The organism is Kribbella speibonae (assembly GCF_004331375.1).
Taxonomy (GTDB): domain Bacteria; phylum Actinomycetota; class Actinomycetes; order Propionibacteriales; family Kribbellaceae; genus Kribbella; species Kribbella sindirgiensis.
In genome coordinates, this window is sequence record NZ_SJKC01000001.1 from 2,054,072 (window position 1) to 2,073,553 (window position 19,482).

19 protein-coding genes are annotated in these 19,482 nt (G+C 69.5%); 9 read left to right on the plus strand and 10 right to left on the minus strand.

Going from position 1 to position 19,482, the window contains the following annotated elements:
• Positions 1-66: 66 nt before the first annotated feature.
• Positions 67-2,247 (minus strand): MMPL family transporter, encoded by a 2,181-nt coding sequence (locus E0H92_RS10360; RefSeq protein ID WP_238153374.1) that lies wholly within the window; start codon positions 2,245-2,247, stop codon positions 67-69.
• A 108-nt stretch (positions 2,248-2,355) separates the two neighbouring features.
• On the opposite strand from E0H92_RS10360, the gene E0H92_RS10365 reads away from it, so the two are divergent.
• Both E0H92_RS10365 and E0H92_RS10370 read left to right on the plus strand, forming a co-directional pair.
• Positions 2,356-2,937: a TetR/AcrR family transcriptional regulator gene (locus E0H92_RS10365; RefSeq protein WP_131496077.1), complete on the plus strand. Its 582-nt coding sequence runs from the start codon at positions 2,356-2,358 to the stop codon at positions 2,935-2,937.
• Complete coding sequence (locus E0H92_RS10370) at positions 2,934-3,230, plus strand: DUF1905 domain-containing protein (RefSeq protein ID WP_131496078.1); 297 nt, start codon at positions 2,934-2,936, stop codon at positions 3,228-3,230. Before E0H92_RS10365 ends, E0H92_RS10370 begins: the two co-directional genes overlap by 4 nt.
• 47 nt (positions 3,231-3,277) lie before the next feature.
• Here E0H92_RS10370 and E0H92_RS10375 read toward each other — a convergent pair whose 3' ends face one another.
• Together E0H92_RS10375 and E0H92_RS10380 are read right to left on the minus strand one after the other, a co-directional pair.
• Positions 3,278-4,963, minus strand: a complete 1,686-nt coding sequence (locus E0H92_RS10375) for a hypothetical protein (protein ID WP_131496079.1) — start codon at positions 4,961-4,963, stop codon at positions 3,278-3,280.
• A 10-nt stretch (positions 4,964-4,973) separates the two neighbouring features.
• A complete protein-coding gene (locus tag E0H92_RS10380; RefSeq protein ID WP_131496080.1) occupies positions 4,974-5,555 on the minus strand; it encodes a hypothetical protein in 582 nt (193 codons plus the stop codon).
• Positions 5,556-5,748: 193 nt separating this feature from the next.
• Here E0H92_RS10380 and E0H92_RS10385 point away from each other — a divergent pair, with 193 nt between their 5' ends.
• The 3 genes from E0H92_RS10385 to E0H92_RS10395 are packed head-to-tail and all read left to right on the plus strand — an operon-like array spanning position 5,749 to position 9,546.
• Complete coding sequence (locus E0H92_RS10385; RefSeq protein WP_131496081.1) at positions 5,749-6,903, plus strand: cystathionine gamma-synthase; 1,155 nt, start codon at positions 5,749-5,751, stop codon at positions 6,901-6,903.
• Positions 6,900-8,270, plus strand: a complete 1,371-nt coding sequence (locus E0H92_RS10390; protein WP_131496082.1) for a glutamate mutase L — start codon at positions 6,900-6,902, stop codon at positions 8,268-8,270. The genes E0H92_RS10385 and E0H92_RS10390 overlap by 4 nt, the downstream gene beginning before the upstream one ends.
• 31 nt (positions 8,271-8,301) lie before the next feature.
• A complete protein-coding gene (locus E0H92_RS10395) occupies positions 8,302-9,546 on the plus strand; it encodes an AI-2E family transporter (RefSeq protein ID WP_238173366.1) in 1,245 nt (414 codons plus the stop codon).
• A 53-nt stretch (positions 9,547-9,599) separates the two neighbouring features.
• On the opposite strand, the gene E0H92_RS10400 is transcribed toward E0H92_RS10395, so the two are convergent.
• The 6 genes from E0H92_RS10400 to E0H92_RS10425 form a co-directional block, all read right to left on the minus strand.
• Complete coding sequence (locus tag E0H92_RS10400; protein ID WP_131467158.1) at positions 9,600-10,763, minus strand: hypothetical protein; 1,164 nt, start codon at positions 10,761-10,763, stop codon at positions 9,600-9,602.
• 8 nt (positions 10,764-10,771) lie between these two features.
• Positions 10,772-11,353: a hypothetical protein gene (locus E0H92_RS10405; RefSeq protein ID WP_131467159.1), complete on the minus strand. Its 582-nt coding sequence runs from the start codon at positions 11,351-11,353 to the stop codon at positions 10,772-10,774.
• A gap of 40 nt (positions 11,354-11,393) precedes the next feature.
• Positions 11,394-11,714 (minus strand): hypothetical protein, encoded by a 321-nt coding sequence (locus E0H92_RS10410; RefSeq protein WP_131467160.1) that lies wholly within the window; start codon positions 11,712-11,714, stop codon positions 11,394-11,396.
• The gene (locus E0H92_RS10415; protein ID WP_131467161.1) at positions 11,711-12,304 is read right to left on the minus strand and encodes a hypothetical protein; all 594 of its coding nucleotides are present in this window, start codon (positions 12,302-12,304) and stop codon (positions 11,711-11,713) included. Before E0H92_RS10415 ends, E0H92_RS10410 begins: the two co-directional genes overlap by 4 nt.
• 165 nt (positions 12,305-12,469) lie before the next feature.
• Complete coding sequence (locus E0H92_RS10420; protein WP_131467162.1) at positions 12,470-14,080, minus strand: MDR family MFS transporter; 1,611 nt, start codon at positions 14,078-14,080, stop codon at positions 12,470-12,472.
• Positions 14,077-14,679 carry a MarR family winged helix-turn-helix transcriptional regulator gene (locus E0H92_RS10425; protein WP_131496084.1) on the minus strand — a complete coding sequence of 201 codons (603 nt, stop codon included), beginning with the start codon at positions 14,677-14,679 and terminating at the stop codon, positions 14,077-14,079. The genes E0H92_RS10420 and E0H92_RS10425 overlap by 4 nt, the downstream gene beginning before the upstream one ends.
• Before the next feature lie 248 nt (positions 14,680-14,927).
• On the opposite strand from E0H92_RS10425, the gene E0H92_RS10430 reads away from it, so the two are divergent.
• Positions 14,928-15,701, plus strand: a complete 774-nt coding sequence (locus E0H92_RS10430) for a CPBP family intramembrane glutamic endopeptidase (RefSeq protein ID WP_131496085.1) — start codon at positions 14,928-14,930, stop codon at positions 15,699-15,701.
• A complete protein-coding gene (locus tag E0H92_RS10435; protein ID WP_131467165.1) occupies positions 15,698-16,426 on the plus strand; it encodes an SDR family oxidoreductase in 729 nt (242 codons plus the stop codon). The genes E0H92_RS10430 and E0H92_RS10435 overlap by 4 nt, the downstream gene beginning before the upstream one ends.
• Here the strand turns inward: E0H92_RS10435 and E0H92_RS10440 are convergent.
• Positions 16,408-17,667: an amidohydrolase family protein gene (locus E0H92_RS10440; protein WP_131496086.1), complete on the minus strand. Its 1,260-nt coding sequence runs from the start codon at positions 17,665-17,667 to the stop codon at positions 16,408-16,410. The two genes, E0H92_RS10435 and E0H92_RS10440, sit on opposite strands and share 19 nt — an antisense overlap.
• Before the next feature lie 59 nt (positions 17,668-17,726).
• Here E0H92_RS10440 and E0H92_RS10445 point away from each other — a divergent pair, with 59 nt between their 5' ends.
• Complete coding sequence (locus tag E0H92_RS10445) at positions 17,727-18,524, plus strand: MerR family transcriptional regulator (protein ID WP_131496087.1); 798 nt, start codon at positions 17,727-17,729, stop codon at positions 18,522-18,524.
• A 10-nt stretch (positions 18,525-18,534) separates the two neighbouring features.
• Positions 18,535-19,482 carry an ABC transporter ATP-binding protein gene (locus E0H92_RS10450; RefSeq protein WP_131285750.1) on the plus strand — a complete coding sequence of 316 codons (948 nt, stop codon included), beginning with the start codon at positions 18,535-18,537 and terminating at the stop codon, positions 19,480-19,482.

Consider the following 19,482-nt stretch of genomic DNA (forward strand, 5'->3'; position numbering starts at 1 on the left):
GGTCCCGGACCGATCGTGGTCCGGGACCCGTCTTATCTCGCAGGACCCCTCAGCCTGCGGGTTCCATTAGCCGACCGGTTCCAGCTCTCGTTCCTCGGGAGCTGCCGACGTGGCCTTCATCCGGCGCGGCCACCAGGCACGGCGACCGAGCAGGGCGATCACGCTCGGCACCAGGAAGCTCGACATCACGAACGCCGAGATCACGATGCCGGCCGCGACCGAGAACCCCATCTCGGTGAGCAGCGCCATACCGGCCAGCATCAGTGACGAGAAAGTACCGGCCAGGATCAATCCGGCCGCCGCCACCGACGGGCCGCCGTGCTCGATCGCGCGGTCGGCCGCGGTCCGTGGATCGGTCCCGCGTTCGGCCTCCTCGCGCAATCGCGCGATCATCAGGATGTTGTAGTCGGTGCCGATGGCAACGACGAACAGGTACAGCATGATCGGCAGCGAGAACGTCACGCCCGCATGCCCGGCGGCGCCCTGGAACACGAACACGGTCGCGCCGATCGAGCTGAAGAAGCTCAGCACCACCGCGAGCATCAGCACCAGCGGCGCGATCAGCGACCGCAGCAGCAGCGCGAGGATGACCGCGATCAGCCCGCCCGCGACCGGGAAGATCACGGAGAGGTCCCGGCTGTTGGCGTCCCGGATGTCGGTGTAGCTGGCGGTCACACCGCCCAGCAACGTGGTCGTCCCGGCCGGCGCCTCACCGTGGACGGCGTCCCGCAGCTTCCCGTCGACCAGGTCCAGCGACTTGTTCGCGTACGGCGCCCCGTCCAGTACGACGTTGATCTGGGCAACGGTCTTGTCCTTGTTCAGCAACGCCATGCTGCCGTCGGCGCCGGCCGGAAGCACGCCTCCGACACCGTCGACCTTCGCCAGTTTCCCGGCGTACGTCGTGAGCTCGGCCGGATCCAGCGGCGTACCGTCGGTGCTCCGGACGTAGACCGTGGTGGGGTTCAGCGCGCCGGCCGGGAAACCCGCCTGCAGGTCCTTGATCGCGCGCGAGGACTCGGTACCGTCCGGCAGTTGGCTGAACGCGTCGTAGTCGACCTTCATCCCGAGCGAGCCGAGCGCGAGCACGACCATCACGCCGCCGGAGATCGCCGCGACCACCGCCGGACGCCGCGCGGTGAACGTGCCGAACCGCTTGAACATCGCGCCCTTCGGCGTCTTCTGCCACGACTTCGACGGCCAGAACACCTTCGGGCCGAGCAGCGAGACGACCGCCGGGACCAGCGTGATCGCCGCGAACGCCATCACCGCGACCGCGATCGCGAGACCCGGGCCGAGGCTCTTGAACCCGCCGAACACGGCGAGCAGCAGCGCGCTGAACGCGACGACGATCGCGCCGGCCGCCGACACGATCACCTCGGCGACCCGGGCGACCGCGTTCACCAGCGCTTCCTTCGGCGCCTCGCCGGCGCGCAGCCGCTCACGGAACCGGAACAGCAGGAACAGGATGTAGTCGGTGCCCACTCCGTACAGCACGACCGTCAGGATCGTCTGCAGGTCCTGCGTGACCTGCAGATCGGTCGCCTTCGCGACCAGCGCGATCAGGCCGGGCGCGATCGCCGACACCAGACCGACCGTCAGGATCGGCAGGAATGCGGCGACGGGGCTGCGGTAAATCACCAGCAGCAGGCCGATGATCAATACGACGGTCGCGATGCCGACCACGATGAACGCGTTGTTGAACGCGTCCTGGTTGTCGAGCATCAGCGCCGCATCGCCGGTCACGCCGTACTCGAGATCGGCGCCGGTCAACGTGCTGCCGGTGACGTCACGGATCTTCTGTACGGCGTCCAGCACCGCCTGCTCGTCCGGCGCGCCCTTGAGGCCGACGCTGATGATCTGGACCTGCTTGTTCGGCGAGACCGCCTGCGGGCCGGTGATCGCGGCGGTGACCCGGTCGATCTTCGCTGCCGTGATCTTGGCGGCCACTTCGGTGACCTTCGCCTGGTCGGCCGCGGTCAGTTCGCCGCCCGCGTTCCGCTTGACGACGATGCTGGCGGTCGCGTCGTTGGTCTGCCCGAACGCGTCGGCGGCCAGCTTCTGCGCCTGCACCGACTCGTACTTGTCGGGCAGCAGCGCCGCCTGGTCCTTGGTGGTGACGTCCGCGAGCGTCGGCGCGAACGCGATCACGGCCACCGCCGCGACCACCCAGGCGGCGATCACCTTCCACGGGTTGTGGACGACGAAGCGTCCGAGTTTGGTGAACACCCCGAACCCCCTCCTACTCAACCAACCTCCGCGAAGCGGAGTTCTTGTGAAGTCTTCCCTGTCTACCTGCCGGTCGGTAGGTAGACTACCTGCCGACCGGTAGGTGGGTGAAGGTGAGAAGGTGGTGACGTGCAGCACGCGACCAGTTCCCGGGACACCAAGGCGGAGATCCATCGCGCCGCGGTCCACCTGTTCTCCACCCAGGGGTACGACAAGACCAGCCTGCGCGAGATCGCCGAGCAGGTCGGCATCACCAAGGCGTCGCTGTACTACCACTACTCGTCGAAGCAGGAGCTGCTGCGCGCGATCGTCGGCACCTTCCTCGACGACATGTTCCAGATCCTGAAGCTCCCCGAGACGCTACCGTGGTCCCCGGAGAACGAGCGTCTGGTCCTGCGGGCGTACGTCGACGTGGTCGTCGCGCACCGGTCGACCGGGCCGACCCTGCTCCGCGACATCGCCGCCGTACTCGCGGCCTTCGGGGACGACCTCGACGCGCTGATCGCCCAGAGCCGCCGGTTCCAGCTGTGGCTGGCGGGACCGGATCCGAGCCCGGCGGACCGGTTGCGCGCGGGGGCCGCCGTCGAGACCGTCGGGGCGGCGATGTCGGCCGGCGCCGATCTGGCGGTCACCGACGAAGAGCTCCGCCTGGTGCTGCTGGACGCGGCCGGTGCCGTCCTCGCCCGGCGCGGCCTACCGGTGGGCGAATGACCGGCTACCGGTTCACGGCGCCGCTGTGGGAGCACGCGGGCGAGGGTAGTTGGTACTTCGTCACGGTGCCGGAGGATGTCAGCGACGAGATCACGGACCTGACCGAGGGGCGGCGGAGAGGGTTCGGGTCGGTGCGGGTCACGGTGACGGTCGGCGGCAGCACGTGGCAGACCTCGGTGTTCCCGACCAAGACCGGCACCTACGTCCTCCCGGTCAAGAAACCGGTCCGAACCGCCGAAAACCTCCTCGACGGCAGCTCGGTCGACACCCAGCTGGAACTCGTCGACTTCTAGGCCTGACAGAACGTACGCCGCCGCGGGAAGCGACGGCGTACGTCAGGTCAGCGCCCGTCCTTGCCGGAAGGTCCACTCCGGGTCGTGGTGGCCTGGCCGGTTTGCTGCTGCCGCCTCGTGGAGTCGTCGCCGCCGGCCTTGACGGCCTCTGCGGTCCTCTTGGCCGACACCTTGTTGAGCGGCGTCGTCGCGTCGTTGAACTTGAGCGCGTTCGCGGTGTCGATCTCCGCCTGGGACCTCTCCCCGGCGGCCGGGCCTTGCGGCGCCTGCGCATGAGCTGCAGCCACCCGCGAATCGTCTCCCCGCGGCTGCCCGTCAACACCAGCTTGCTGGGGGTCGGTGCCCGGCCGCTGGGTGTCGACGGCTTGTGCCGGGGTGATCGCCGGACCCTGGGCGCTGGCTGCGGGGGCCTCCACCTCGCCGGTGGTCTGGCGCCCCTCTTGTGCCTCGCCTGCCCGGACGGACTCGCCCTGGGTTTCGGACGAGACGGTCCAGCCCTCGGCCGGCGTCTGCGGTTCTCCGCCCTCACCGAGCTGCGCCCCGCTGTCGTCCCCAACCTCAGCCACACCGGCCTCACCGGCGCCCCGGTCCTCGCCAACCTCAGCCTCACCGGCACCGCGCGGCTCGCCTTCGCCGACCTCGGTTTCACCCGCACCACGCGGCTCACCTTCGCCGACCTCGGCTTCACCCGCACCACGGGGCTCGCCCTCGCCGACCTCGGCTTCACCTGTGGTCCGAGCCTCGCCGTCCTCGCCGACCTCAGCCTCGCCGGCGGTCCGGTCTTCGCCGTTCTCGCCGACCTCGGTCTCTCCTGCTGTGCGGGGTTCGCCCTCGGCGCGGGCTTCGGGTTCGCCTTCGGTGCGTTCGCCTCGGTCCTGGTCGGTGCCTGTCTCCAGCTGGTTGGCGCCTTCCCGTTGCTGAGCGGGGTCCAGGCTCGGGCTCGCGGCGTTCTCCTGCTCCAGCTGCTGGACGCGCGCCTCGAGCAGCTGACGCATCTCGGCCTGCAGGCGGTTGTTCTCCTCCATCAGCGAGATGACCTGCTGCTGGCTCGCGATGATCGACTGCTGCAGCGCCTCCATCCGCTGGCTCATCTGCTCGGACTGCTGCGGCAGCTGCCGCACCGCGTCCCGCGACTGAATGCCCTGCCCTTGCCGCCCAGCGCCGTTCTGCTGCCCGGGCGCCCCCGCGAGCCGGCCCTCCGGCCGGAACACCTGATCCATCCGGCCGGACGCGAGCGCCGCGAGGTCCGCGCTGGTCAGCGTCGATCGACCGATGGTCCGCAGTACGGCCGGATCGGTACGTTTCACGTCCTTCGCCGCCTGCGTCAGCGCGGCCTTGAGCGCCTTCGTCCCGCGCCGTTCGTTCCGTCCCCAGCGTGAGTACCTGCGGGCGATCCTGCGGAGCGGGTTCCTGGTCCTGGAGATCCGGGGCTGCCTGGGGGCGTTTCCTGCCTGCTGCAGCCGGGCGTTCGCCGCCTGGCCGAGCCGCTCCGAGAGACCGGCGGACCGATCCGGGCGCATCGTCGAGTCGACGTGCAGGTTTGCCAACTGTTGCAGGTCGGACTGCGTCATGTTGGCGCGGCCGATCCGCTCGCGGACTGCGGGGTCCATCCGCTTCACATCGCGGGCCGCCTGCGCGTACGCCGCCTTCAGCGTCTTGCGACCCCGCGACGTGGCACGCCAACGGGAGTACCTGGCGCGAACGCCCGTACCTTCCTGCGAGGGCTCACTCATGCGGGGTCTCCTAGTCGATGTACACGGCGTAGTTGACCCCGACAGACGTCGTCAGCGGGTCCTTGCTGGGTTTGGTGCTGTAGAGGTGGATCTGGGCGCCCGGACGCAGCCAGACGGCCAGGTGCCGGCGGCCGGTCCCGGCGCCGGGCTCCCACTCGTCCGCGAACGTCGGACTGCCCTCGTCACCCACGTAGTCGGGCTCCCCCCAGTGCCTGGTCGCGAGCTCGAGATGGTCCGGCCAGTGTGCGTCCAGCCCGGACTCGGCGGCGGCGATGTCGTCCGGGCCGATCTCGTACGCCGACCAGCCGCTGTCCGGGCAGTCCGGGAACGCCAGACCGTCGAACACGATCATCGTGGTGCCGCGAAGCGTGGTGAAGCCCCACGAGACCATGTCGGCGCCGATCACCTCGCCGGCCTGCAGCGGCCACGGCTGCCACGAGGTCTGACCCATCACCCGGTTCACCAGGGCGCGTACGACCTCGGGTCCGGCGTCGTCGCCGTCCGGTCCCGCGATCACGGTCCAGTCCGGAATCTCGGCGAGATCCGCCATCGCCAGGTCGTCCTGGTCGAGCGGCCTGTCCTGCGTCTTCATCCGGCGCCGTCGTCCTTCCTTGCCCGGTCCATGACCGCAAACCTCTAGATAACCCTCTGTGCGCAACCGTAGGCGGCCCAATGGGTCATTCGCCAGCCAGTACGACGCACCTGTGGGCAACCTGGATCCGCCGGATCGTCTCAGTGCCGGACGTCGTGCGGGAGCCGAGCAGACCAGGCCGTACGCTGGTCCGGTGAACACGGAACACCGCTACGGCTTCGAAACGCTCGCCATCCACGCCGGGAACGAGCCTGACCCGACCACCGGTTCGGTGGTCCCGCCGATCTACGCGACCAGCACCTACAAGCAGGACGGCGTCGGCGGGCTGCGCAACGGCTACGAGTACTCCCGGTCGGCGAACCCGACCCGGACGGCGCTGGAGGAGTGTCTGGCGGCGATCGAGGCCGGCAACCGCGGGTTCGCGTTCGCCAGCGGTCTCGCTGCCGAGGACACCCTGATCCGCTCGCTGTGCGTGCCGGGTGACCACGTGGTGTTCCCCGACGACGCGTACGGCGGCACGTTCCGCCTGTTCGCCCGCGTTCTCGGCACCTGGGGCGTGGAGATGACGCCGGCCGCGGTCACGCACCCGGAGGCGATCCGGGCCGCGATCCAGCCGGGACGGACGAAGGTCGTCTGGCTGGAGACGCCGACCAACCCGCTGCTGAACGTCGCGGACATCGCCATCGTCGCCCAGATCGCGCATGACGCCGGCGCCCTGCTGGTGGTCGACAACACGTTCGCCTCGCCGTACCTGCAGCAGCCGCTGGAGCTGGGCGCTGACGTGGTCGTGCACTCGACGACGAAGTACATGGGCGGCCACTCCGACGTGGTCGGCGGTGCGCTGATCGTGCGGGACGCCGAGCTGGCGGAGAAGATCGCCTTCCACCAGAACGCGATCGGCGCGGTCGCGGGGCCGTTCGACTCGTGGCTGGTGCTGCGCGGTATCAAGACGCTCGGCGTCCGGATGGACCGGCACAGCGACAACGCCGAGAAGGTCGTCGAGTTCCTGCAGCGGCACAAGTCGGTCAGCCAGGTGCTGTACCCGGGCGTCGACGGGCACCCGGGCCACGAGACCGCCGCCAAGCAGATGAAGCGGTTCGGCGGGATCGTCAGCTTCCGCGTCACCGGCGGCGAGGCGCAGGCGCTGGACATCTGCAACAAGGCCGAGGTCTTCACGCTCGGGGAGTCTCTGGGCGGCGTCGAGTCCCTGATCGAGCACCCCGGCAAGATGACCCACGCCTCGGTCGCCGGCACCCCGCTCGAGGTCCCGGCGGACCTGATCCGCCTGAGCGTCGGCATCGAAACGATCGACGACCTGCTGCTCGACCTCGATCGCGCAATGGCGTGAGCCTGGTGGTGGCGGTCGACTTCGGGTCGACCTTCACTAAGGCGGTTGCGGTGGATTCCGGCTCGGGTGAGCTTGTGGCCCGGGCCGAGCACCGTACGACGATCGACACCGACGTCATGGACGGGTGGCAGGCCTGCCGTGCCGTACTCGAGGCGGCCGACCGGGGTGTCCGGAACGCCGAGGTGCTGGCGTGCTCGAGTGCCGGCGGCGGCCTGCGGATCGGTGTCGTGGGCAACGAGGAGCTCGTGACCGCGGAGGCGGGGAAGCGGGTGGCGCTGTCCAGCGGCGGGCGCGTCGTGGCGGTCGTCAGCGGCGGGCTGACCGCGACCAGCCAGAAGGCGCTGCGCAAGGATCGCCCGGACGTCGTGCTGCTCCTCGGCGGTACCGACGGCGGCAACGCGGCCGTACTGCTGAAGGCCGCCGAGACGCTGGCGAAGTACCAGTGGCGGAAACCGGTCGTTGTCGCGGGCAACATCGATGCGCAGGCGGAAATCACGGAAACACTGGCCGCGGCGGATGTACCGCATGTACTGGCGGAAAACGTCGTACCTGAGATCGGTGTGTTCGCGCCGGACAGCGCCCGGGCCGCGATCCGGGAGATGTTCCTGGCGCACGTGATCGGCGGGAAGAACCTGTCGCGGGACCCGTCCTTCGCACGGATGGTCCGCGCCGCGACGCCGGACGTCGTACTGCGGGGTGTCGAGGTACTCGCCGCGATGCACGGTGACGTGACGGTCGTGGACATCGGCGGGGCCACCACCGACGTGCACTCGGTGATCGAACTCGACCCGGAGGACGCGAACCTCGGACGCGAGGTGGTCGCGCCGCATCCCGTGACCCGGACGGTCGAAGGCGATCTCGGGATGCGCTGGAGCGCCGTACCCGTCGTCGCCGCCGGTGCCGAGGCGGGGTTGATCGCGGACGTGGACGAGATGCACACCGCGGCCGAACGCCGGCGTGCCGACCCGTCGTACCTTCCGGACAGCGGACGTGAGGCGTCGTACGACGAGACGCTGGCGAGTGTCGCCGCCACGGTCGCGCTGCGTCGGCACGCGGGACGGCAGCGGATCGTGTTCGGGCCCGGCGGGCGGGTGATCGAGCGCTCCGGGAAGGACCTGCGCGAGGTCGATCTGCTGGTCGGATCCGGGGGAGTGCTGCGGCACAACCCGCCGGAGGTCGCGGCGCGGATCCTCGGCGCGATCGGGACCAACGCGCAGGAGGAGGGCTGGCTGGTCCCGCAGCACGCCGAGGTGTGCGTCGACGCGGACTACGTGCTCGCCGCCGTCGGCCTGCTCGCAGACGACAACCCGAAGGCCGCCGAGGGCCTGGCAACTCACATTCATGGAACCGGCCCGGCCGGGCACTAGTGTCATCACGACATCAGCGTGCGGAGGTGGGATGAGCGAGTCGGGGCGGGACGAGACCGGAGAGCACGACCAGCAGAGCCCGGTTGCGGACAACGAGGTGCTGGGGTCGTCCAGCGAGTCGGTTACCGAGGCGGCGATCGCGCCCTCGGTGGAGGAGCCGGCAACGCGGTCGGCGAAGGTGGACCGGGGCGTGACGCCGGGGATGGAGATCGCCAGCGCGTGGGCCTGGCGGTTCCTGGTGATCGTCGCGGCCGTCGGCGTGATCGGTTACGGCATGCGGTACTTGTCCGAGGTCGTCGTACCGGTGACCGTCGGCGTACTCCTCACCGCTCTGCTGATTCCCGTCACCACGGGCCTGCAGAAGCTCCGCCTGCCGCGCGGTCCCGCGGCAGGGATCACCGTCATCGCGACGATCGTGGTGATCGCCGGCCTGCTGACCCTGGTCGGGACGCAGATCGCCGGACAGTTCGAGGACCTGTCCGACCAGGTCGGTGAGGGTGTGCAGAAGCTGCGCGACCTGGCCCGGATCAACTTCGGCCTGACCGACGCGGACATCACCAACCTGTTCAAGCAGTTGCAGGAGCAGATCACGTCCGGCGGCGCCCTCGGCCAGCAGGCCGCGGCGGTCGGTACGACGGCGACCCACGCGGTGGCCGGGCTGTTCATCGCGCTGTTCTGCCTGTTCTTCTTCCTGTACCAGGGCGAGCAGATCTGGTCGTGGCTGATCCGGCTGTTCCCACGCCGGGCCCGCGACAAGGCCGACTCGTCGGGCCGGAAGGCGTGGGTCTCGCTGACCGCGTTCGTCCGCGCCACGGTGGTCGTCGCCGCGGTCGACGCGATCGGCATCTCGCTCGGCGCCGCGATCCTCGGCCTGCCGCTGGTGAGCGCGATCGGCATCCTGGTCTTCGTCGGCGCGTTCATCCCGGTCGTCGGCGCGCTGCTCAGCGGCGCGGTCGCGGTCCTCGTCGCATTGGTTGCCAAGGGCCCCGTGATCGCGATCATCATGCTGGCCGTGGTGATCGGCGTACAGCAGCTGGAGTCGCACGTACTGCAGCCGTTCCTGCTCGGCCGCGCGGTCCGCGTGCACCCGCTGGCGATCATCCTCTCGATCGCCACCGGCGTGGTGGTCGCCGGCATCGTCGGCGCCCTGGTGGCAGTCCCGACCGCCGCCGTCCTGAACGCCATCGTCAACCACCTGGCCGGCCACGACGTAGACCCCGAACCACCCAGACCCCTGCCCAGACGCCGGCCGCACCCGGCAACCACCGAGGACTGAACGCAAAGACGCCGCCGGCCCTGAGGCCGGCGGCGTCTTCTTGTGACAACTGATCAGCGTTCGACCTTGTTGTCCTTGGGCTTGTTGATGTTGACCTTGGGCTGGGCGCCCTGATCACCGGACTGCTGACCCGTCACACCCTGAGGCTGCGCGGGTCCGCCGGCCGGCGCGACACCGGTCAGGCCGGCCCGCATCGCGGTCTGAGTTTCGAGCCTGGTCTGGGACTGCTGGGCGAGGGCCTGGATGGCCTCGTTCTCCGCTGCCGTGACCGGCCTCGCACTCAGGTTCTCGCTGACCTGCTGGATCATCTCCAGCCGGCCCTTGTCGGGCATGACCTCCTTCATGTCCTTCTGGAGGTCCGGGTTGTTCCGCCCGCTGTTGTAGTTGTTGAGCACGCTCTCGGCCTTGAGCATCGTTCCGTTGAACTTGCCCTCGAACCAGCGGCCCGCGCGCCCGACCGCATCCCGGCCGGCGGCCACGGCGTTCCGGCCGGCGCCGACGACGGCGTCGCGGCCGTCCCGTGCGCCCTGCGCCACGGCGGCCCCCGCGTCGCGGGCACCCTGGACAACCGTGTCCCGCATCTCGCCGACGCGGTCGGCTCCCGCCTGCCAGGCCTGGTCGAGCCGGACCTGTCCGCGCTGGGCCGCGTCCACGACCCGGTCCCGGCCGGTCTCGTACGCACCGACGGCCTGCTGGCCGAGCTCGGTCGCCCGGTCGGCGACGTTGCGTGCGCCCTGCACCACCGTGTCGCGGGTGTCGCGTGCTCCCTGTACGACGGTGTCGCGGGCGTCACGTGCACCCTGTACGACGGTGTCGCGGGCATCGCGTGCACCCTGCGCCACGGCGGCCCCCGCGTCGCGCGCGCCCTGAACCGCGACGTCGCGGTAGTCCCGGGCCTGCGAGGCCAGGGACGTGGCCATGTCACTGATCCGCTCGCGGGTGTTGTCGTAGGCCAGGTGGACCCGGGCGACCGCGCCCTGGATCGCGTTGTTCACCCGGTCCCGCAGCGGGTCGGAGTTCGCCGCCCGCATCAGGTTCGCCTGCTGGCGGTCGTCGAGGTTCACGAAGTTCATCGCGGTCTCGCGCTGCTGCGGCGTCATCCCGACGAATGCCTGCAGGTTCTGCTGCTGCTCCTGAGACAAGTTGCTGAGCCAGTCCATCGACTGGCCCCAGCTGCCCTGCTCCCAGCCCGGGCGGCCTTCAGATGGTGTCGTCATCGTGTCTCCTAGTCGATGTAGATCGCGTAGTTGACACCGACCGCTGCGGTCAGTGGGTCCCGGCTCGGCCTGGTGCTGAACAGCCGGAGGTGGGCGCCGTTCAGCGGCCAGGTGGCCAGGTGGCGCTTGTCGGCCCCCGCTCCCGGCCCCCACTCGTCGAGGAAGTTCGGGTTGCTGTCGTCGCTCACGTAGACCGGCTCGCCGAAGTACTTACGGGCCAGTGCCACGTGGTCCGGCCAGTGGGCGTCGAGCCCGGCCTCGGCCTCCGCGGTGTCGTCCGGGCCGAGTTGGTACGCGCACCAGCCGCTGTCCGGGGCATCGGCGAAGGCCATGCCGGGGAACACGATGATCGTGCTGCCGCGCTTGGTGGTGAAACCCCAGGAGGCAACCGCCCGGTCGATCTTCTCGCCGGGTGCGAGCGGCCACGGCTTCCAGTCGGTCGCGGCGGTGACGCGCTGCACGATCGCCCGGACGACGTCCGGTCCGCTGTCGTCGTTGTTGGGGCCCGCGATGGCATGCCAGTCGGTGATCTCGGCGAAGTCGGCGAACGCCGCCTCGTCCTGATCGAGTGGCCTGTCCAGGGTTTTCATTTCCGGGCTTGTTCCTTCCGTCGTTCAGGGGTGTTCGGGTCTAGCGTTCGGGCGTGTTGTTGCCCTTGCCGGTGCTTTTGCCGGGCTCGAACCGGCTGGTTTCGTTGCGTACGCCGGAAGCGTCGTCGATGCGCGCCTGGCCCGGGGCCAGTGGCGGAGTCCGTGCCACATCGGCGATCTTGGCCAGGTCCGGAGGCAGAGCTGCTCGCTCGCCCGCGGCCGCGAGGCGTTCGTGGGTGAGCCGGGTGAGCGCGTCCACCCCGACGCTGCTGTTCGGTTCGCCGCGGGGCGCCGGGGTGTCCGTGTTCGCGTACAAGCGGTCCCGCAAGCCCTCGCGGGCCCCGTGGGTTGCTGTCCTCATGTCCCCTCCTCGTTGAGGTAGACGGTGTAGTTGATTCCGACCGACACCGACAGCGGTCTCGCTGTCGGCTTGTTGCTGTACAGGTGGATCTCCGCGCCCGGGGGCGTCCAGACCGCCAGGTGGCGGCGGTCGATGCCGGCGCCGGGCGACCAGTCGTCCTCGAAACCGGTCTTGCTCTCGATTCCGACGTACGAAGGCTGTCCCCAGTGCCGGCAGGCGAGGTCGAATTTCGCGGGCCAGTGCTCGTCGAGCCCGGCGGCCGCCTCCTCGACGTCCGCGGGCTCGATCGCGAACGCGACCCAGCCACTGAACGGGCTGTGCGGCAGCACCTGGTCGTCGTACACGGCGAGCTCGGTGTTGCGGCGGGTCAGGAAGCCCCAGCCGTCGAGCTGGTCGTCGATCACGGTCCGGCGGTTGATCGGCCACGGCTTCCAGTTCGTCCCGGACTTCACGCGCCGAATCAGCCGGCGAACCGGGGTCGGCCCGGTCTCGCCGGCCTGCGGGCCGGCCAGGCGCCGCCAGTCGCGGACCTCCGCGATGTCGGCCATCGCGCGGTCGTCGTCGTCCAGCGGCCGGTCAAGTGTCTTCATCCGTGCAGCAGTCCCTGTCGTCGCGGTACGTGTCGAAACTAAGTCCCCGGAGGGGTCAGGCGGACGTCCTGCTCGTGGACAGCACGAGAACAGCCGCCCTGGGAAGCTTCCCAGGGCGGCTGTCGGTCAGGTCAACCGGAGTTCGGTCTCAGTTCTGCATCGTGATCAGTGCATCGCGGCGGCCGCCGAGGACTCCAGCGAGTCCTCGCCCTCGGCCTTCGGGCCGTCGTTGCGGCCGGCCAGCCGCTGCTCCGGCGTGATGACCGCGAGGATCAGCGCGATCGCCAGGAACGGCAGGGAGACCAGGAACACGTCGCCCATCGCGTCGACCAGACCGTGCAGTGCCCAGCCCTTCATCGGCTCCTTCAGCCCGTGCAGGGCCTGCACGGAGTTGGCCGCCTTGGCCAGTCCGTCGACCATGCCCTGCGTCGCGTTCGGGACGATGTCGGTCAGGTGGTCCTTCAGCCGGGTGGTCAGTACGGCTCCGTAGACCGCCGTACCGATCGCGCCGCCCATCGAGCGGAAGAAGGTCATCGACGAGGTCGCGGTGCCCATGTGCTGCCGGGGCACGCTGTTCTGGGCCGCGGTGACGGTGATCTGCATCGACAGGCCCAGGCCGGCGCCCATCACGAACATGTAGATCGCCAGCTGCCAGTACGGCGTGTTCATGCTCAGCGTGGACAGCAGCACCATCGCGGCGCCGACCATGACCGCGGAGATGATCGGGTAGATCTTGTACCGGCCGGTCTTGCTCATCAGCTGGCCGCTCGGGATCGAGGCGGAGAAGATCCCGACGATCATCGGCAGCAGCGCCAGACCGGAGCGGGTCGGGGACATGTCCTTGACGGCCTGCAGGTACAGCGGCAGGAAGATCAGCGCACCGAACATCGCGAAGCCGAGCAGGAACGCGAACCCGGCGTACCCGGAGAAGATCCGGCCCTTGAACAGGTCCATCGGGATGATCGGCTCGGCCACCCGCAGCTCGATCAGCACGAACGCGACGGCCAGGACGACGGACGCGACCAGCAGCGCGATCGTGGTGGTGGTGCCCCAGCCGTTGGTCGGGCCGCTCCAGGAGACGGCCAGCAGCAGCGAGGTGACGGCGGCGGCGACCGTGGAGGCGCCGAGGTAGTCGATCTTGTGCGAGCGCTTCACGTGCGGCAGCTTCAGGACCGCGCCGACGATGCCCAGGGCAACCAGGCCGATCGGCAGGTTGATCCAGAAGATCCAGCGCCAGCCGGGGCCGTCGGTGAGCACACCGCCGAGCAGCGGGCCGGCCACCGAGGACAGGCCGAAGACGGCACCGAAGTACCCCATGTACTTACCGCGCTCGCGCGGCGGGATCACGTCGCCGATGGTGGCGAACGCGAGGGACATCAGGCCGCCGGCGCCAAGACCCTGGACGGCCCGGAAGCCGATCAGCATCTCGATGTTCTGCGACATCGCGGCCAGCACGGAGCCGGCCAGGAACGTGACGATGGCCGCGATGAACAGCGGCCGCCGGCCGTAGAGGTCGGAGATCTTGCCCCACAACGGCGTGGAGGCGGTCGAGGTCAGCAGGTAGGCCGTGACCACCCAGGACAGCTTGTCCAGGCTGTTGAACTCACTGACGATCTGCGGCAGCGCCGTACCCACGATGCTCTGGTCCAGGGCGGCGAGGAACATGCCGGCCATCAGTCCACCGAGGACGACCAGGATCTGCTTGTGGGACAGGTAGTTGGGACCACCGTCGGTTGGTGCAGCCCCGCCGGCGGTGGCGGGTTCTGTGGTGCTCATCTGGTGCTCTCCAGGTTGTTGTCGTTGTTCTCGCGGGCGGCAGGGTCGCTGCCGGGCGCGGAGTCTTCTTCGGTACGGCGCTGTGCCGCGGCGGACTGCAGTCGCGGGGCGACCGCGGCCCAGCCCTTGTCGGCCCAGGCGGCGCTGCTCGGGGCCTCGGTGCGGGCGGCGACACCGTCCGCGAAACGGGTCATCAGCCGCTCGAAGGTCTGCACGTCCTCCTCGGACCAGCCCTCCATGGCCGCGCTGAGCAGCTCCATCCGGTGCCGGGCACTGGCCTCCCACTGCTCGATGCCCTGCTCGGTGAGCTCGACGCGGAACGCGCGCCCGTCGTCCGGGTCGGGGGAGCGGCGGATCAGTCCGAGCTGCTCCAGGGACCGCACGTGGCGGCTCGCGGTGGAGGCGTCGAGCTCCAGCTTCCCGGCGAGGTCGGACAGCCGCAGGGCGCCGTTGCACCGCAGCGCGAACAGCACGACGTGCGCGCTGTGGTCGAGGGTGTCGCCGGGCTGCTTGGCCTTCAGACGGCGCCCGATCCGGGTGAACGCGTGCATGACGCCCTCGATGGGGGTCTGTGGGGTGTACGCGTCGTTTACTTGCATGCTGCAAGCATATACATGCTTGCGTGATACACGCAAATGAGTTTCCAAGTTCTTCAAGTGAGCCGCCACTCATTTGCTCTCGGTCGCCGGATGGTCACTGTCCGCAGTGGATCGCCTCCACCTTCTTTCTTTCGACGGCAGAGGGCCGGGTTTTGTGACGCGGATCGGCGCGAGGTGGTGCTGGCACCCCGCCGAAGGTCGGTCCAGCACCCTCGTCGGTCGGTGGTTCGGCCAGGAGGCTGGGGCGGGTGATCAAGCGACGGCTGGTGGAGTTCGGCGTCATCTGTTTCGTCCTGACCTGGGTGCCGTGGGGAGTCCTCGGCGTACTCGGTGTGAATCCGGATGAGGGAGCAGGCAGTCTCGTGTTCGCGCTGGCGGCGTCGGGGCCGTCGCTGGCCGCGTTGGTGATGTGGCTGCGGTACCGGGAGCGGCGGCGCGTCGTCCGGTGGTCACTGGTGTGGCCGGTCGCTGCCGTGGTGCTCGGTGCGGTGCCACCGCTCGTGGCGTCCGCGGTGATGGGGGACCTGCCGGCGCTGCCCGATCACGCCGCGTCGGTCATCTCTGGTGCCGGCGGAGTACTCGGCGCTGCGGCGTACACGTTCCTGGCCGGGCCGGTGGCTGAAGAGTTCGGGTGGCGTGGGTACGTGCAGCCGCGACTACGTGGGTACTTCGGCCTGCTCGGGACGACCGTGGTGCTGGGCGCCGCTTGGGGTGTGTGGCATGTGCCGCTGTACTTCCTGCCCGGTACGGGTCAGCACGACGACGGGCTGTTCACACAGCAGGGGCTGACGTTCTTCCTGGAGCTGTTCCCGCTGACGTTGGTGATGCTGTTCGTCAGCGAGCGCCTGCGGGGAGGTGTGCCGGCGGCGATCCTGCTGCACGCTGCGTGGAACCTCACGCAGGAACTGGTCCCTCCGCTCGGTCATGGGGTCTGGGTGGAATTCCTGGTCCTCACTGCGGTCGCAGCCGCCCTGCTGACATCCTGGACGCCTGTCCGGCGAGGTAGAAGGGTGGCGGCATGACGCGGGTTGCGGTGGTTACCGGTGGTGGGTCAGGGCTGGGGCGGGAGATGGCTCTGGCGTTGGCGGGGGCCGGGTTCCAGGTGTGGGTGACCGGGCGGACGGAGGACAAGCTGCGCGAGACGGTCGCGCTCGGCGATGGCCGGGTCGAGCTCGCCGTGCTGGATGTGTCTGACGGGGAGGCGGTACGGCGGTTCTTCGCGGGGCTCGAGCGGGTCGACGTACTGGTGAACAACGCGGGCACCGGGTCCCCGGCCGCGGCGGTGCAGGACGTACGGGAGGAGGACTGGCGGCAGGTCGTGGACACGAACCTGACCGGGTCGTTCCTCTGCGCGCAGGCGGCGTACGACTTGATGCTGCGGCAGGACCCGAAGGGCGGTCGGATCATCAACAACGGGTCGATCTCGGCGCACGTACCGCGGCCGCAGGGGATCGCGTACACCGCTTCGAAGCACGCGATCAGCGGGCTGACCAAGGGGCTCGAGCTGGAGGGGCGCGCGCACGGCATCACCGCCTGCCAGATCGACATCGGGAACGCGGCGACCGCGATGACCGCCCGGATGGAACAGGGCGTGCTCCAGCCGGACGGGTCGATCGCGGTCGAGCCGACGTTCGACCCGAAGATCGTGGCCGGCTTCGTCGTGCGGATCGCGGAACTGCCGACGTCCGTCGCGGTCCCGACGCTGACGGTCATGGCAGCCGGGATGCCTTACGTCGGACGAGGCTGAGGGAACATCTCCTTCACTGCGGCGAGGATCCGGTCTGTCGTTTCGCCCAGGAAGCGCATGGCGGCCAGCTCTTGCTCGCTGCCGGCGTAGTCCTCCGGCCTGACCAGTTCGCCGCCGACCCAGATGTGGCGAATCCGTTGTGTGGCAGTGATATCGGCCAGTGGGTTCCCGTCGACCAGCAACAGGTCAGCACGCGCTCCGACCGTCAGCCGGCCGCGGTCCGCTAGCCCGAACACCTCAGCGGGCGCACTGGTCGCAGCCACGACCGCCTCCGCTGGTGTGAGGCCGGCACCCACCAGCCGAACCAGCTCCCGGTGTAGCGACGCTCCGAACACCAGACCCGGATTCGGCGCGTCTGTCCCGGCCAGCACGCGTACGCCGGCCCGGTGCAACGCCAGCGTGTTGGCGCGGGCCGCCGTACTGTCTGGCGGCACCGGGGGCATCCAGCGGCGGGACTGCTGGTCCAGCAGGTCCTGCCACCGCGCAGGCATGCGTGCCATCAGCTCTGGTTCGTCCAGCAACGGCAGGTGGCCGGAAGGCCCGTTGAACCCGTCCGCGAGAACGCTCAACGTCGCGATGACGGCTACGTCGGCCACGGCTTCGATGTCCTCTGGGGACATGAGGTCGGACGGTACGTGCGCGAGTACGTCGACGCCGCACTCGGCGACCGTGACCGCGGCAGCAGCCGTCGAAACGTGCGCTACCACTGTGAGCCCGTGGGTGTGGGCCTCGTCGGTCAGCGCCTGCACAGTGCGTGGGTCCAGCGTCGGGAGGTTCAGTCCCGCGCCGGAGCCGTCGTCGTAAATCAGCTTCAGGTGATCGGCGCCCTCGGCGACCCGGTCCGCGACGAAACGCTTCGCATCGTCCGGCCCGGTGACGTAAGGGATCGGCGGGAACGCGATCGTCGGATGGCCGCCCGGCGCGGTGGCTCCGATGCTCGACGTGAAGAACGACGACCGCGGTGTCTCCTGATGGATCACCTCGGGCATGCTGAACAGGTCGAGCTGCATGGTCACGCCGTACGTCGCCGCGAGCTGCGTGCACCCCGGCGCCAGGTGGATGTGCGCGTCGATCAGGCCGGGAAGCAGCGTCGTACCGGAACCGTCGACGAGGGTGTCGCCCGGCTGCGCGATCTCCGGGCCGCCGATCGCCGTGATGCGACCGTTCGCGACGCGCAGGCAGTCCGCGGGCAGCGCCGCGCCGCGGTCGGCCAGTCGGGTGTGCAGGATCGTGAATGCCATGTCGCGGACGCTAAAGGCTGACGTAACGTCATACTCCAGTTCTTTATGCAGGAGGCGTTGTGGAACGCACGGTCAGCGAGGTCGCCCGGCTCGCCGGTGTCTCGGTGCGGACGCTGCGGCACTACGACGCCATCGGTCTGCTCCCGCCCGGCCGCGTCGCCACCAACGGCTACCGGTACTACGGCCGGCCCGAACTGCTCCGCCTGCAACGGATCCTGCTGCTCCGAGAGCTCGACGTACCGCTGCCGTCGATCGCGCGAATCCTGGACGAGCAGGACGACGAGGTGAGCGCGCTGCACGGCCATCGGGAGCAGTTGCTGCAGGAGCGGAAGCGGCTCGATGTGATGCTCGGTTCGATCGAGCGGACCATCGCCGGGTTGTCCGGCGACGACACGGTGACCGACGACGAGTTCTTCAGCGGGCTGTCGGAGGCGCGGACACGGTTGCGGGAGGACCTGGCCGACCGGTTCGGTGAGACCGTCGCGGAAGGGTTCGAGAAGGCTGTGCGGGAGACCGACGGCTGGACCCGCGAGGACTACGAGCGCATGGGCGACGAGGGCCGCCGGTTGCTGTTGCGGATGGCCGCCGCGCGAGACCGCGGCGTACAGCCGGACTCCCCGGAGGCGTTCGAGTTGATCGAGCAGCATCACCAAGGCGTCCTGGAACTCTGGCCAGCGACCCCGACCTCCTACTACGCACTCGGCGACCTCCTCGTCGAGAACGCGGACCAGCGCGCCATCGTCGAGATGGTCGACCGAGACCTGCCCGAGTGGCTGGCCGCAGGCGTCCGGGCGTACGCCGTGCAGCGGCTCGGCTATCAGCAAAACGACGAGCAAACTGTCCGACGGTCCGTCTAGTGTCAGTCGGGTGAGTGACCAACGGGAGTCTTTGGTTCACGTTCGTGGGCTGCGGAAGTCGTACGGCGACTTCGAGGCGGTGCGTGGCATCGACCTGGACGTGTGGCGGGGTGAGGCGTTCGGGTTCCTCGGGCCGAACGGGGCGGGCAAGTCGTCGACGATGCGGATGATCGGTGCGGTCTCGCCGGTCAGCGGCGGCACGCTGAAGATCCTCGGCCTGGACCCGGCCGCCGACGGACCGGCGATCCGCGCGCGGCTCGGCGTCTGCCCGCAGGACGACACCCTCGACACCGAGCTCACCGTCCGGGAGAACCTGACGATCTACGGGCGATACTTCGGTCTCAGCCGGGCGGAGTGCCGCGAGCGCGCGGACGAGCTGCTCGAGTTCGTCGCGCTGACCGAGAAGGCGAAGGTCAAGGTCGACGAGCTGTCCGGCGGGATGAAGCGCCGGCTGACGATCGCGCGTTCACTGGTCAGCAAGCCCGACCTGTTGCTGCTCGACGAGCCCACCACCGGCCTGGACCCGCAGGCCCGGCACCTGTTGTGGGACAAGCTGTTCCGGCTCAAACAGGCCGGCGTCACTCTGATCATCACCACGCACTACATGGACGAGGCCGAGCAGTTGTGCGACCGGCTCGTGGTGATGGACGGCGGCCTCATCGCGGCCGAGGGATCCCCGGCCGACCTGATCCGCGACTACTCGACCCGTGAGGTGACCGAGCTGCGGTTCGGGCCGGACGTGATGCTCGCCGACCACGACGCCCTGGCCGGCAAGGTCGAGGACCTCGCCCAGCGCATCGAGGTGCTGCCGGACCGCCTGCTGCTCTACACCGACGACGGCGAGCACGCGGTCGCACAGGTCCACGAGCGCGGGCTGCAACCTGCTGCCGTCCTGGTACGCCGCTCCACCCTCGAGGACGTGTTCCTGAGGCTGACCGGCCGGACGTTGGTGGACTGA